The sequence below is a fragment of the Mesorhizobium sp. M1E.F.Ca.ET.063.01.1.1 genome, assembly GCF_003998155.1.
Taxonomy (GTDB): Bacteria; Pseudomonadota; Alphaproteobacteria; order Rhizobiales; family Rhizobiaceae; genus Mesorhizobium.
In genome coordinates, this window is the sequence record NZ_RZSC01000095.1 from 1 (window position 1) to 13131 (window position 13131).

General features: G+C 64.2%; 13 protein-coding genes. 4 read left to right on the forward strand and 9 right to left on the reverse strand.

Features of this window, described 5'->3' with window-relative positions; genetic code table 11:
• Both EOA29_RS10340 and doeB read left to right on the forward strand, forming a co-directional pair.
• Positions 1–864: M24 family metallopeptidase (locus EOA29_RS10340; protein ID WP_127220856.1), on the forward strand; the 864-nt coding region annotated here is incomplete at its 5' end.
• A 4-nt stretch (positions 865–868) separates the two neighbouring features.
• Positions 869–1870, forward strand: coding sequence for a N(2)-acetyl-L-2,4-diaminobutanoate deacetylase DoeB (doeB, locus tag EOA29_RS10345; protein WP_126092249.1), 1002 nt, complete (start codon positions 869–871; stop codon positions 1868–1870).
• An 83-nt stretch (positions 1871–1953) separates the two neighbouring features.
• Here doeB and EOA29_RS10350 read toward each other — a convergent pair whose 3' ends face one another.
• The 9 genes from EOA29_RS10350 to EOA29_RS10390 all read right to left on the reverse strand — a co-directional run bounded on the left by EOA29_RS10350 (position 1954) and on the right by EOA29_RS10390 (position 11096).
• Positions 1954–3231, reverse strand: coding sequence for an L-fuconate dehydratase (locus EOA29_RS10350; RefSeq protein ID WP_126092250.1), 1278 nt, complete (start codon positions 3229–3231; stop codon positions 1954–1956).
• A gap of 13 nt (positions 3232–3244) precedes the next feature.
• The gene (locus EOA29_RS10355) at positions 3245–3976 is read right to left on the reverse strand and encodes an SDR family oxidoreductase (RefSeq protein WP_126092251.1); all 732 of its coding nucleotides are present in this window, start codon (positions 3974–3976) and stop codon (positions 3245–3247) included.
• Between the two features lie 20 nt (positions 3977–3996).
• Positions 3997–5259 (reverse strand): MaoC/PaaZ C-terminal domain-containing protein, encoded by a 1263-nt coding sequence (locus tag EOA29_RS10360; protein ID WP_210213130.1) that lies wholly within the window; start codon positions 5257–5259, stop codon positions 3997–3999.
• Positions 5252–5581 carry an L-rhamnose mutarotase gene (locus EOA29_RS10365; RefSeq protein ID WP_126092253.1) on the reverse strand — a complete coding sequence of 110 codons (330 nt, stop codon included), beginning with the start codon at positions 5579–5581 and terminating at the stop codon, positions 5252–5254. The genes EOA29_RS10360 and EOA29_RS10365 overlap by 8 nt, the downstream gene beginning before the upstream one ends.
• A gap of 1 nt (position 5582) precedes the next feature.
• Positions 5583–6704, reverse strand: coding sequence for a mandelate racemase/muconate lactonizing enzyme family protein (locus tag EOA29_RS10370; protein ID WP_126092254.1), 1122 nt, complete (start codon positions 6702–6704; stop codon positions 5583–5585).
• A gap of 2 nt (positions 6705–6706) precedes the next feature.
• Positions 6707–7804, reverse strand: coding sequence for a sn-glycerol-3-phosphate ABC transporter ATP-binding protein UgpC (gene ugpC, locus EOA29_RS10375; RefSeq protein WP_126092255.1), 1098 nt, complete (start codon positions 7802–7804; stop codon positions 6707–6709).
• A 4-nt stretch (positions 7805–7808) separates the two neighbouring features.
• Positions 7809–8675, reverse strand: a complete 867-nt coding sequence (locus EOA29_RS10380) for a carbohydrate ABC transporter permease (protein ID WP_126095781.1) — start codon at positions 8673–8675, stop codon at positions 7809–7811.
• A 2-nt stretch (positions 8676–8677) separates the two neighbouring features.
• On the reverse strand, positions 8678–9574 hold the full coding sequence (locus EOA29_RS10385) for a sugar ABC transporter permease (protein ID WP_126092256.1): 897 nt from the start codon (positions 9572–9574) through the stop codon (positions 8678–8680).
• Positions 9575–9785: 211 nt separating this feature from the next.
• On the reverse strand, positions 9786–11096 hold the full coding sequence (locus tag EOA29_RS10390) for a sugar ABC transporter substrate-binding protein (protein ID WP_126092257.1): 1311 nt from the start codon (positions 11094–11096) through the stop codon (positions 9786–9788).
• Between the two features lie 158 nt (positions 11097–11254).
• On the opposite strand from EOA29_RS10390, the gene EOA29_RS10395 reads away from it, so the two are divergent.
• On the forward strand, positions 11255–12040 hold the full coding sequence (locus EOA29_RS10395) for an IclR family transcriptional regulator (protein ID WP_126092258.1): 786 nt from the start codon (positions 11255–11257) through the stop codon (positions 12038–12040).
• A gap of 117 nt (positions 12041–12157) precedes the next feature.
• Positions 12158–12994 (forward strand): amidohydrolase, encoded by an 837-nt coding sequence (locus EOA29_RS10400; protein WP_126092259.1) that lies wholly within the window; start codon positions 12158–12160, stop codon positions 12992–12994.
• Positions 12995–13131: the final 137 nt, after the last annotated feature.

A 13131-nucleotide genomic window follows, 5' to 3' on the forward strand; every position in this document is an offset into this window, starting at 1 on the left:
CTCGCGAGCGTGCTGGCAGAGCGCGGCTGGGACAAGCTGACCATCGGCGTCGAGATGGACAATTACTGGTTCTCGGCGGCCGCCTTCGCCTCGCTGCAGAAGCACCTGCCCAACGCCCGTTTCGTCGACGCCACCGCGCTGGTGAACTGGCAGCGCGCCGTGAAGAGCCCGACCGAGATCAACTACATGCGCAATGCCGCCCGCATCGTCGAGGCGATGCACCAGCGCATCGTCGACAAGATCGAAGTCGGCATGCGCAAATGCGATCTGGTCGCCGAGATCTACGACGCCGGCACGCGCGGCGTCGAGGGCATCGGCGGCGACTATCCGGCGATCGTGCCGCTGCTACCGTCGGGCGCCGACGCTTCCGCGCCGCATCTCACCTGGGACGACAAGCCGATGAAGGCGGGCGAGGGCACGTTCTTCGAGATCGCCGGCTGCTACAACCGCTACCATTGCCCGCTGTCGCGCACGGTCTTCCTAGGCAAGCCGACGCAGGCCTTCCTCGACGCCGAGAAGGCGACGCTGGAAGGCATGGAGGCGGGCCTTGCCGCCGCGAAGCCGGGCAACGTCTGCGAGGACATCGCCAATGCCTTCTTCGCAGTGCTGAAGAAGTACGGCATCGTCAAGGACAACCGCACCGGCTACCCGATCGGCATCTCCTATCCGCCGGACTGGGGTGAGCGCACCATGAGCCTGCGCCCCGGCGACCGCACCGAGCTCAAGCCCGGCATGACCTTCCATTTCATGACGGGTCTCTGGCTTGAGACAATGGGACTAGAGATCACCGAGTCGATCCTGATCACCGAGACCGGTGTCGAGTGCCTGGCCAATGTGCCGCGCAAGCTGTTCGTGAAGGATTGAGGCAATGTCAGCTCTGCGTCCATCGCCGATCACGCCGACCGTCGCCTTCGAACGCGACGGCGTCCAGCACGGCTTCCTGCGCTTGCCCTACAGCCGCGACGATTCCGCCTGGGGCTCGGTGATGATCCCGATCTGCGTCGTCCGCAACGGCAAGGGCTCGACGGCGCTGCTCACCGGCGGCAATCACGGCGACGAGTATGAGGGACCGCTGGCGCTCTACGAACTCGCCCGCACGCTCGATCCTAAGGATGTCTCCGGCACGGTCATCATCGTGCCGGCGATGAACTATCCGGCCTTCCGAGCCGGCACCCGCACCTCGCCGATCGACAAGGGCAACATGAACCGCAGCTTCCCCGGCCGGCCGGACGGTACGGTGACGGAGAAGATCGCCGACTATTTCCAGCGCGAATTGCTGCCGCGGGCAGACATCGTGTTCGACTTCCACTCCGGCGGAAAGACGCTGGACTTCGTGCCGTTCTGCGCCGCGCACACGCTGCTCGACAAGGCGCAGGAAGAGAAGGCCTTCGCCGCTGTCGAGGCTTTCTCGGCGCCGTTCTCGATGCGCATGACCGAGATCGACACGGTCGGCATGTATGACACGGCGGCGGAGGAGATGGGCAAGGTCTTCGTCACCACCGAGCTTGGCGGCGGCGGCACATCACGGGCCGAGACGGTACGCATCGCCCGTCGCGGCGTGCTCAACGTGCTTCGCCACGCCGGCATCGTCGCTGGTACGATCGAGAAGGGCAGAACCCGCTGGCTCGACATGCCTTCGGGCGATTGCTTTGCCTTCGCCGAGGAGGACGGCATGATCGAGACCATGGTCGATCTCGGCGAGAAAGTGGATGAGGGCCAGGTCGTGGCGCGCATCCATTCGACAGGCCGCACCGGCGTCGCGCCGCAGGAGATCAGGGCCAGGATGTCGGGCCTGCTGGCCGCGCGTCATTTCCCGGGCCTGGTCAAGGCCGGTGATTGCGTCTCGGTGCTTGCCGTCGAGGTTGATTGACGCGGATCACGGCGCTCGCCGCGGTGAACGGTTCAGAAGCGATGTCGTAACGCAGGTTTGATCGCCTGCGTTACGACTCGCAGTCAACCGCGATGTCGATAGGCGGCAATGGAATCCGCCTTCATCTCGATCGAGAAGCCTGGTGCCGTCGGCGGCATGTAAGCCGCGTTCTCGATGACACAGGGATCGAGGAAATGCTCATGCAGGTGATCGACATATTCGATCACGCGGTCCTGCTTGGTGCCCGAGAGGGCGACATAGTCGATCATCGACAGATGCTGGACATATTCGCACAGGCCGACGCCGCCGGCATGCGGCCAGACCGGCAAGCCGAACTTGGCCGCGATCAGAAGCACGGCCAGCACTTCGTTGAGCCCGCCCATGCGGCAGGAATCGATCTGCACGACGTCGATGGCGCCACCTGCGATGAACTGCTTGAACATGATGCGGTTCTGGCACATCTCGCCGGTCGCGACCTTGATCGGCGCCACGGCTTTGCGGATTTTCGCATGGCCGGCAACATCGTCCGGGCTGGTCGGTTCCTCGATGAAGAAGGGCTTGGCGAAGGCGAGGTCGGTGAGCCAGTCGATCGCCTGGTCGACCTCCCAGACCTGGTTCGCGTCGATCATCAGGTAGCGGTCCGGGCCGATCACCTCGCGGGCGATCCTGAGGCGGCGGATGTCGTCGGCGCGGTCGCGGCCGACCTTCAGCTTGATGTGGTCAAAACCCTGGTCGACCGCTTCCTGGCAGAGCCGCCGCAGCTTGTCGTCGGGATAGCCGAGCCAGCCGGCCGAGGTGGTATAGCAGGCATAACCTTCGCGCTCGAGCGTGGCGATACGCTCGGCCTTGCCGGCTTCGGCCTTCTTCAGGATCTCCAGCGCCTCGACCGGCGTGATCGCATCGGTGAGGTAGCGGAAGTCGACGATCTTGACGGTCTCTTCCGGGCTCATCCCGGCGACCAGCCGCCAGACCGGCTTGCCGGCTTCCTTCGCCCACAGGTCCCAGACCGCATTGACGACCGCGCCGACCGCAAGATGCATGGCGCCCTTGTCCGGGCCGATCCAGCGCAGCTGGCTGTCGCCGGTCACGTGGTGCCAGAAACGGCCGGGGTCCTCCTTGACCCAGCAGAGGTCGAGCCCGACGACCAGATGGCGCAGCGCTTCGATCGCCGCGCAGCAGATCTCGTTGCCGCGGCCGATGGTGAAGGTGAGCCCATGGCCCTTCAACGACGGGACGTCGGTGTCGAGGATGACATAGGCCGCGGAGTAGTCCGGGTCGGGGTTCATCGCGTCCGACCCGTCGAGGCTTTGCGACGTCGGAAAGCGCAGGTCGAAGGTGCGAAGATCGGTAATGCGTGTCATGCTCAGTGCCTCATCAGATCGACCAGCCGCCGTCGATATTATAGGCCTGTCCGGTCGTGTAAGTCGCGCCGGCGAGATAGACGGCGAGATCGGCGATCTCTTCAGCCGTGCCCAGCCTTCCCATCGGCTGACGGGCGATGAAGGCGGCGCGGGCGGCCTCATAGTCGCCCTGCGCGCGCATGCGGCTTTCGAGCGACGGACTCTCCACCGTGCCGGGGCAGACCGCGTTGCAGCGGATTCCCCTGGCGACATAATCGGCGGCGATCGACTTGGTCAGGCCGATCACGGCCGCCTTGGTCACGCCATAGGCGAAGCGGTTGGGCACGCCCTTCGGCGCGCCCGCGACCGAGGCCATGTTAATGATGGCGCCATCGCCGCGCTCCAGCATGCCGGGCAGCACGGCGCGGATGGTGCGGATCATGGCGCGCACATTGAGATTGAAGGCGAAGTCGAGGTCCTCGTCCTTCATCTCGAGGATCGAACCGGAATGGACGAAGCCGGCGCAGTTGAACAGCACGTCGACGCGGCCGATCTCGGCGAAGGCGGCCCTCACGGCCTCGTCGTTCAGCACGTCGAGCTTGCGGGTCTTGACGCCGGGCATCTTGCCGAGCTCGGGCAGAACCGCCTCGTTGATGTCGGTGGCGTGGACGATTGCGCCGGCCTTGGCGAAGGCAAGCGCGCTTGCCCGACCGATGCCCTGCGCCGCCGCGGTAACGACAACGACCTTGCCCGTCAGATCAGCCATGTTGTTTTTGTCTCCGTCGTTCAGCCGAGTCGGGGACGCCGCTCGACGATGTAGATGTGATCGGCGGCGAGTACGACTTCGTCGCGCTGGTTGATGACCTCGACGCGTTCGATGACGCGCCCTGAGTCCAGTCGTTTCGGATCGTTCTCCTTCGCGGCGATCGTCGTGCGCGTGCGGATCGTGTCGCCGATGAACACCGGCTTGATGAAGCGCAGCCTGTCATAGCCATAGGAGAAGGCGACCGGGTTGATGACGGTTGCCGTGAGGCCGACGCCGACCGAGAACACCAGCGTGCCATGGGCGATGCGCTGGCCGAAGGGCGTCGTCTTCATGAACTCGGCGACATTGGCCATGCGCCCGACAAAGGCGTCGGGGAACCATTCGCCGGTGAGCGGCACGCTGACCCAGTCGGATCCACCTTTGGGATAGATCTCCAGCACATCGGGCTCGCCGCGAGGATAGTCGAGATTGAGTCCGAGCTTGACATAGGCAGCGCCCTCGGTGCCGCAGATGCGGAACTCGCAGGCCTGGTGCCGGCGTCCGAATTTGTGATCGTGGTTGATCGAGAGCGCACAGCGCACCGTGTCGCCATAGTCGAGGATGGCGCTGGTGCGGGTCTGCGCGACCTTGTGATTGGGATGGCCGAGCGTTTTGGCGTGGACCCCCTTGGGGTCGCCGAGGAGCTGTCGGATCAGGTCGAGGTAATGGATCGAATGCATGGCGATCTCGACGCGCGGCGCCTTGAGCAGGAATTCCCAGAGCTGCCACGGCGTGGCAAGCGCCAGCCAGGCGTCGAAGTCGACGACCTCGCCCAGCCAGCCCTTGGCGATCGCGTCCTTCAGCGCCAGCATCATCGGCGCGAAGCGCAGTTGGAAATTGACCGCAGCCTTGAGTTTCTTGGCGCGGCAGATTTCGAGGATCTCGGTTGCCTCGCCGAGATAGTTGCCCATCGGCTTCTGGATCAATGCGACCGCACCATCGGGCAGGGCCTTCAGGACCTCGGCGTGCCGGCCGGGCGGCGTTGCGAGATCGAAGATCGCGTCCTTGACAGCGGCCGCCTCGCCCACCGAGCGGAACGCCGTCACGCCCCACTTCTCAGCCAGTTTTCCGGATTTGGCATGGTCGGGATCGTAGAGGCCGGCAACTGGAAAGCCGGCCTTGCGATAGGCCGGCAAGTGCGCGTCGCCAACGATCGAGCCGGCGCCGAAGGTTACAATCGGACGCGGCTTCGCAGGCGCTGGCCAGGATTGCGCCAGCAATCGAGGGTCGAAGGCGTCAGTCATGGTGGAAGACTTCATCCATCATCGCCCACCATTCGCCCTCCTGCCTGGTCGGCAAGGGCTCCTGGCAAGGCATGCAGACCGCCCACCATTCCTGGGTCTTCGGGTCGGCGGCCATCTTGGCCATGTCGGCGGCATAATCGGTGCCGTGATATTCGAAATAGGAGAACAGCAGGTTCTCCGGACGCTTGAGATAGATCGAGTAGTTCTTGATGTTGCAGGCCGAGATCATCTTGAGCACGTCCGGCCACACAGCGGCGTGCAGGCGCACATATTCGTCGACCTTCTCCGGCTTCAGGCCGAGCACCATGCCCATGCGCTGCATCTCAATTTCTCCGTTCGGTGATGGTCACGTTGAATTCGGCGATGCTGCGCGCCTTGAGCGCATCGAAATCCCAGTCGATGCCGAGGCCCGGCTCGCTTGGGGCCAGCGCATGGCCGTTTTCGATCACCATCTTCTTGCCCGTCAACTCATCCAGCTGCGGAATGTACTCGACATATTTGCCGTTCGGCACCGCGCAGGCCAGGCTGACATGCAGTTCCATCAGGAAATGCGGGCAGACAGGCATGTCGAAGGCCTCCGCCATATGCGCCACCTTCAGCCACGGCGTGATGCCGCCGATGCGGCCGACATCGACCTGGACGATGTTGCAGCCGCCCTTCTGCATATATTCGCGGAAATGGCGGATCGAATAAAGCGACTCGCCGACGGCCACCGGCGTCGCGGTCGAATTCGACAGCCGCACATGGCCGTCGATGTCGTCGGCGGGCAGCGGCTCCTCGATCCAGGCGAGATCGAGATCGCGCAAGCGCTCGGCGCGCCGGATGGCTTCATCGACGGTAAAACCCTGATTGCAGTCGGTCATGATCTCGTAGCCGTCGCCGACGGCCTTGCGCACGGCCGAAAGCCGGGCGAAATCCTCCGAACCGTGCGGCTTGCCGATCTTGACCTTGGAGCCCGTGAAGCCTTTCGCCTTGGCGGCCAGGGCATCCTCGACAAGTGCGGCCGTCTCGAGGTGCAGCCAGCCGCCTTCGGTGGTGTAGAGCGGACAGCGGTCCTTGGCGCCGCCGGCGAGTTTCCAGAGCGGCAGGTTCTGCTTCCTCGCTCGCAGGTCCCAGAGCGCGGTGTCGATTGCCGCGAGCGTGATTGCCGTGATGGCGCCGATGGTGGTGGCGTGGGTGGCGAATTCGAGATCGTGCCAGATGGCCTCGATCCGGTCGGCGTCCTCACCGATAAGGCGCGGCGCGAGGTGATCGGCCAGAAGCCGCATCACCGAAGAACCGCCGGTGCCGATCGTGTAGGAATAGCCCATGCCGACCGCGCCGTCGGCGTCGGTGATGGTGACGATCGGAGTTTCCTGGCTGACGAAACTCTGGATCGCGTCGGTGCGCTTCACCTTCGGCACCAGATCGACCATTGCAAGCTCGACTTTCTCGATCTTGGCCATCGTCAGCTCCTCAAGGATTTGCCGGTTTCCGCGGAAAACAGATGCGCCTGCGACAGGTCGAAGCTCATGGCGACGCGGTCGCCGGCCTTCAACGGCCTGGGGTTCAGCATGCGCGAGACCCAGTCGCGGCGATCGAATTCGGCGAACACCAGCGTTTCGTTGCCGAGCGGCTCCGTCACCGTCACCGGCAGCTCAATCTGATGGACATCGGCGGCGTCACCCGAATGCAGGCCGTGGCCTGCTGGATAGAGGTCGTCGGGACGCAGGCCGAAAATCACCTTGTCGCCGGCGCTGACCCTAGCCTTGAAACGGCCGGGCAGCGGCAGGCTCTGGCCGCCGGCGAAAACGACCTTGCCGTCGTCAACGGTCGCCTCCTGCAGGTTCATCGGCGGCGAGCCGATGAAGCCCGCGACGAAGCGCGTGGCCGGCCGCTGGAAGACTTCATCCGGCGTGCCGACCTGCTCGATATAGCCGTCGCGCATGATGACGATGCGGTCGGCGAGAGTCATCGCCTCGACCTGGTCGTGCGTGACATAGATGACCGTGGATTTCACCTTGGCATGCAGCTTCTTGATCTCGGTGCGCATCTGGGTGCGCAGCTTGGCGTCGAGATTGCTGAGCGGCTCGTCGAACAGGAAGACGTCCGGGTCGCGCACGATGGCGCGGCCCATGGCGACGCGCTGGCGCTGGCCGCCGGAAAGCTGCGAGGGGCGGCGCTCCAGCAGCGCGTCGAGGCCGAGAATGGCCGAGGCCTCGGCGACGCGGCGGGCCATCTCCTCCTTCGGCGCGCCGGCGATCTTCAACGAGAAGCCGAGATTCTCGCGCACTGTCATATGCGGATAAAGCGCGTAGGACTGGAACACCATCGAGATGTTGCGCGAGCGCGGCGGCAGGTCGTTGACGATGCGGTCGCCGATCTCGATCGTGCCGCCGGAGATGTCCTCGAGACCGGCGATCATGCGCAGCGTGGTCGACTTGCCGCAGCCCGACGGCCCGACCAGCGCGATGAACTCGCGGTCGGCGACATCGAGGTCGATGCCGTGCACGATCTCCATGTTGCCGTAACGCTTGGTGAGTTTCTTGAGCGAGACAATCGCCATCGGATCAACCTTTCACCGCGCCGGAGGTCAGGCCGCCGACGAGGTGCTTCTGCACGATGAAAGTGAGGATAAGCGCCGGAATGATCATCACCACGGCCAGCGCGCACATGCCGCGCCAGTCGATGGTGAATTCGGCGGTGTAATCGAGCAGCCCGACGGGCAGCGTCTTCGAATTGATCGAGCGCGTGAGCTGCGAAGCCAGCGCGAACTCGTTCCAGGAGGTGAGGAAGGCGAAGATGCCGGCCGACGCGATCCCCGGTCCGGCCAGTGGAAACTCGACCTGCCAGAAGGCCTGCCAGCGCGTGCAGCCGTCGATCTGCGCCGCCTCGGCGAGGTCCTTCGGCACCTGGCGGAAGAAGCCGTCGATCAGCCAGATGGTGAAGGGCACGTTGAGCGCGACGTAGGCCAGGATCAGGCCGAAATGCGTGTCGATGATGTCGAGCCGGGCGTAGACGAAGAACAGCGGCAACGACAGCGCGATGCCGGGCACGGTGCGCGTCAGCATCAGGCCGAGGAACATCGCCGACTTGCCGCGGAAGCGGTAGCGGGCGAAGGCGTAGCCGCCGGCCATGCCGATGGCGATGGCAATGACGGTCGACGTCACCGAGATGATCAGCGAGTTGCGGAAATAATCGAGGACCGGGATGCCGCCCTTGCCGACGCCGCTGAACATGGCGATGTAGGCATCGAGCGAGACTTGCTGCGGGATCCAGACCGGCGGCTTGGCTAGGATCTCGACCGTCGGCCGCAGGGACGACAGCACGATCCAGACGCCGGGCAGGCAGATCAAAAGCATGGCGAGGAACAGGCCGACGCGATGGGCGACGACGCCAGCGCGGCGCTTCAGGCGGGCGGATGCGTTGGCGTCCATCATCACCACTCCGCGCCGATCTGGGTGCGCGCCGCGGCGAGCTTTTTGAAGAAATAGACGGTGAAGACGATCGACAGCAGGATCGAAAAATAGGCCATCGCGTTGGCGACACCCATGCGCGCGTCGCTATAGGCGGTGCGCGCCACCAGCGTCCACAACAGTTCCGTGCGGCCGGCCGGGCCGCCATCCGTCATGATCTTGACGATGTCGTAGGCGCGCGCGACGTCGAGCGAGCGGATGGTCATGGCGATATAGGCAAACGGCATGATGAAGGGCCAGGTCACATAGCGGAAGGTCTGCCACGGCGTGCAGCCATCGACTCGCGCCGCCTCGACCGGCTCCTTCGGCATGGCGAGCAGGCCGGCGAGGATCAGGATCGCGAAGATCGAGGTCGACGACCAGATCTCGGCAATCGAAATTGCGATGAAGGCAAGGTGGCCTTCGATCAGCCACGGGATGGCGTCCTGCGTCAGGCCGAGCGACTGCAGCGCGTTGTTCACCAACCCGATATTGTCGTTGAACATGAACTTGAACTGGAAGCCGACCAGGATCGGCGAGAACATCATCGGGAACATCATGATGGTGCGCAGCAGCCGCTGGCCGCGGCTGGCCTTCTCGACCAGCAGCGCAAGGCCGAGCCCCAGCAGCATCTCGAGATTGAGCGCGATGGTGAGCAAGAGCACGGTGCGGCCGAAGGCCCACCAGAAATTCGCGTTGGACAGGATGTTGCGATAGTTGCGCAGCCCGATGAAGGTGAAGAAGGTTTCCGGCCGCGTCAGCCTGAACGGCGTGAAGCTGGAATAGAAAGACAGGCAGAGCGGCACGACCACCACTGCCGCCAGCACGAGCACGGCCGGCAGCAGAAGAAGGGTTGGCGCGGAAAGCCGCTTGGCAGTCATGCAATGTTCCAAAGATGGTAGTGCTGCTGGCGATCCGTGTCGCGGCCGGCCGCATCGGTCAAAGCGGCGCCGGTCGCGAGGACCGGCGCCGCGGGGAGGATGGCGCTTAAAGCGAGTCGCTTCGAAACGAACTCCAAGCGACGCGCTTTAAGCCTTTGTTCTGATGCATGTCGTCCACCCAAAACCGCTGCGCACTTTTGGGCGACATGCATTAGAGCTTGCCCGCGTCCTCGAGGATCTGCGTCGCCTTGGCGGCCGCGTCGTCGAGCGCCTGCTTGGAGGTCTTGTCGCCGAGGATGGCGGCCTGCAGCTCCGGATAGACGGCGTTGGAGATCTCGATCCACTCCGGCGTCTGCGGCACCGGGAAGGCGTTCTTGGCGGCTTCCTGGAAGGCCTGCAGCACTTCGGTCTTGTAAGGATCGGACTTCGCCTGATCGAGGTCCCATTCCCAGACCTTGGTGCGGGTGGGCAGCGGGCCGGCCGCGGCTTCCAGCCTCTGGCTGTCCTCATTGGTCAGCCACCAGACGAGCGAGGCAGCGGCTTCCTTGTCGGCGCAGTTCTCGGTCACCGAGAAGCCATGCGCACCGGACCAGCCGGAGCGCTTGCCGGACGAGCCCTTGGGCTGGACCTTGACGCCGACATTGCCGGCGACCTTGGACGACTTCGCGTCGTTGAAGAAGCCGGCCCAGCCCGGCCAGTCGAGGTTGATCGCCACGGTGCCAGACGCGAAGCCCTGGCCGAGGTCATCCCAAAGATAATTGGTCGTGCCGGCGGGCACGGCCTTGGCCTTGTAGAGCTTGACGAACCAGTCGAGCGCCTTGACGCCGGCCTCGGAGTTGAAGGCCGGCTTGCCGTCCTTGTCGAGATATTCGCCGCCATCGGCAATCAGCATCTCGTAGAAGCGGCCGTTGATCGCCTCTTCCTTGCCGGCATATTGCGTGCCGTAGAAGTCGGGCGGGCTGGCGAAGAATTCCGCCTGCTGGGCCATCTCGTCGAACGTGTCCGGGGGCGCGAGGTCCTCGCCGTACTTCTCCTTGTAGGCCTTCTTCTTGGCTTCGTCCTGATAGAGGCTCTTCTGGTAGTAGAGCGCCGAGACGTCGAACTGCGCGCGCGGCAGCATCACCAGCTTGCCATCCAGCGTTCCGGCCGCGATGTTGGCAGGCACGAAGGCATCGATCTCCTCCTTCGGCAGCAGCTTGGCGAGATCGGTGTAGATGCCCGGATATTGCGGCGCGAACGAGGTGTGGTTGGAGCCGACGCACCAGGTGATCGAGTTGGAGGCAATATCCGACTTGATCTCCTTGTCGAGATCGAAGTGGTTCTTCTTGGAGATGACGTTGACCTTGGCACCGGTCGCCTTCTCCCACTCGCCGATACGCTCGTAGAGCTTCTCGTATTGCTGGCCGCCAATCAGCTTGGCGTCGACGGTGACGCCGGGAAACTTGCCCGGCAGATCGGCCGCGAATGCCGCGCCCGATGCCATGAGCAATGCGCCGGCGACGCCGGAAAGCAGTCTGTTCATGAATATCCTCCCTGGACGGCCGACAGCCGTCGTGATCTGAAGCTCAGCAGCTTCATTCATATGCAAACAAAATATTCATAAGTCGTCAAGCCGAAACTGCTTTCCAACGATGGCGCTCTTGCGTATATGAAGATGAAAATTCACCAGAGGGGCATCCGGTGCAGGACGACGAAGAAGACCGCTATCGCGCGCCGGCTCTGGACAAAGGGCTGGACATCCTGGAGCTGTTGGCAAGCGTCGACGGCGGCCTGACCCAGGCCGAGATCGCCAAGCGGCTCGACCGCAGCCCGAACGAGTTCTACCGGATGCTCGACCGGCTGGTGAAGCGCGGCTACGTCACACGCCCCGACGGCGACCGCTATTCGCTGACGCTGAAGCTCTTCGGGCTCGGCCAGTTGCATGCGCCGGTGCGCAGGCTGGTCTCCTACGCCACCTCGATCATGCGCGAACTGGCCGAGACGTCGTGGCAGGCGAACCAGCTCGTGGTGTTCGATCGTGGCAGCGCGGTCGTCATCGCCCAGCAGGAAGCGCCGCGATACTGGGGTATCTCGATCCGCGTCGGCTCGCATATCAGCCTGTTCGACACCGGGTCGGGACATGTCCTGCTGGCGTTCCGCTCGCCGGAAGAGCGCGAGATGATGATCGCCGAGCACTTGCGCAGCAACGAGGAGATGAAGCTGTCGCCCGACTTCTTCGCCCGCCTCGACCAGGTGCGCGACCGCGGCTATGAGATGATGGCTTCGCTGCAGACGGCCGGCGTCTACAATCTGTCAGCGCCGGTGCTCGGTCCCGACGGCCGCGGCATCGCCGCGCTCACCATACCCTACATCACCCTGGTCAACGCGCCGTCCGCGCCCGATATCACCAGGACCATCACGCTGCTCCAGGCCGCCGCCGCCCGTCTGTCGCAACTCGCCGGATCGGATGTGCGGCCAAAGGGATAATTCTTATTTGAATGATGAATTCTCCCGTGAGATGATCGAATCCAGGGTTTTGATGCATGTCACCCAAAACCGCTGCACACTTTTGGGTGACATGCATAAGCGACAAGGGAGGAAGCCATGATCGTCGACACGCACCTGCATCTCATCGACAAGGCGGCGCTGCGCTACCCTTGGCTGTCCGGCGTGCCGGCGCTCGACCGCAACTTCTCCCACGATGAATATGCCACCGAGGCGCGCCGCGCGGGCATAGAGCAGGCGCTGCATATGGAGGTCGATGTCGACCCGGCCGATATCGAGGCCGAGACGGCTCACGTCGAAGGACAGTCGAAGAAGCCCGGCAGCCTGGTGCGGGGCGCGATCGTCTCGTGCCGGCCGGAAGAGGCCGGTTTCGCCGCCTGGCTGGACAAGGTGAAAGCCGATCCTTTCGTGAAGGGTTTTCGCCGCGTGCTGCATGTCGTGCCCGACGACGTTTCCGAGGGCGCGCTTTTTCGCGAAAACATCAAGCGTATCGCCGGCAGCGGACTGACGTTCGATCTCTGCGTCCTGCCGAGGCAGATGATGCAGGCCATTGCGCTCGTCGATCTGGCGCCGGACGTGCAGTTCGTCCTCGATCATTGCGGCGTGCCCGACATCAAGGGCAAGGCCGAGCACCCCTGGCGCGAGCAGATAGCCGCGATCGCGCGGCGCCCCAATGTCGTCGGCAAGATCTCCGGCGTCGTCGCCTATGCCGATCCCGCGACCTGGACCGCCGAGACGCTGCGGCCCTATGTCGAGCACACCATCGCAAGCTTCGGCTGGGACCGCGTCGTGTGGGGCAGTGACTGGCCCGTGTGCACCTTGGGCGGCGGGCTGCTCGGCTGGGTGGCGGCGACACACGCGCTCATTGCCGGCGCGAGCGAGGCCGAGCGCGCGAAGCTTTTGTCCGGCAACGCGAAGAAACTCTGGCGGCTGTAAGCCCAGCGCCGATGCGCGAATGTATTAGTCGGCCGCAACGGCGGGCGCGAAACTCTCCCGGAACAGGCGGTTGATGTCGGCGACGACCCGGCGCCCATCCTGCCGGCCGGCTAGGCCCTCGTTGAGGCAGTCGGACG

Excerpts from the sequence above, each read along its gene's own strand:
- EOA29_RS10365 (WP_126092253.1), bottom strand. The coding sequence starts at position 5,581 with ATGCAGCGCATGGGCATGGTGCTCGGCCTGAAGCCGGAGAAGGTCGAC.
- EOA29_RS10390 (WP_126092257.1), bottom strand. The coding sequence starts at position 11,096 with ATGAACAGACTGCTTTCCGGCGTCGCCGGCGCATTGCTCATGGCATCG.
- EOA29_RS10380 (WP_126095781.1), bottom strand. The coding sequence starts at position 8,675 with ATGGACGCCAACGCATCCGCCCGCCTGAAGCGCCGCGCTGGCGTCGTC.
- EOA29_RS10400 (WP_126092259.1), top strand. The coding sequence starts at position 12,158 with ATGATCGTCGACACGCACCTGCATCTCATCGACAAGGCGGCGCTGCGC.
- EOA29_RS10360 (WP_210213130.1), bottom strand. The coding sequence starts at position 5,259 with ATGACTGACGCCTTCGACCCTCGATTGCTGGCGCAATCCTGGCCAGCG.
- ugpC (WP_126092255.1), bottom strand. The coding sequence starts at position 7,804 with ATGGCGATTGTCTCGCTCAAGAAACTCACCAAGCGTTACGGCAACATG.
- EOA29_RS10350 (WP_126092250.1), bottom strand. The coding sequence starts at position 3,231 with ATGACACGCATTACCGATCTTCGCACCTTCGACCTGCGCTTTCCGACG.
- EOA29_RS10385 (WP_126092256.1), bottom strand. The coding sequence starts at position 9,574 with ATGACTGCCAAGCGGCTTTCCGCGCCAACCCTTCTTCTGCTGCCGGCC.
- doeB (WP_126092249.1), top strand. The coding sequence starts at position 869 with ATGTCAGCTCTGCGTCCATCGCCGATCACGCCGACCGTCGCCTTCGAA.
- EOA29_RS10370 (WP_126092254.1), bottom strand. The coding sequence starts at position 6,704 with ATGGCCAAGATCGAGAAAGTCGAGCTTGCAATGGTCGATCTGGTGCCG.
- EOA29_RS10355 (WP_126092251.1), bottom strand. The coding sequence starts at position 3,976 with ATGGCTGATCTGACGGGCAAGGTCGTTGTCGTTACCGCGGCGGCGCAG.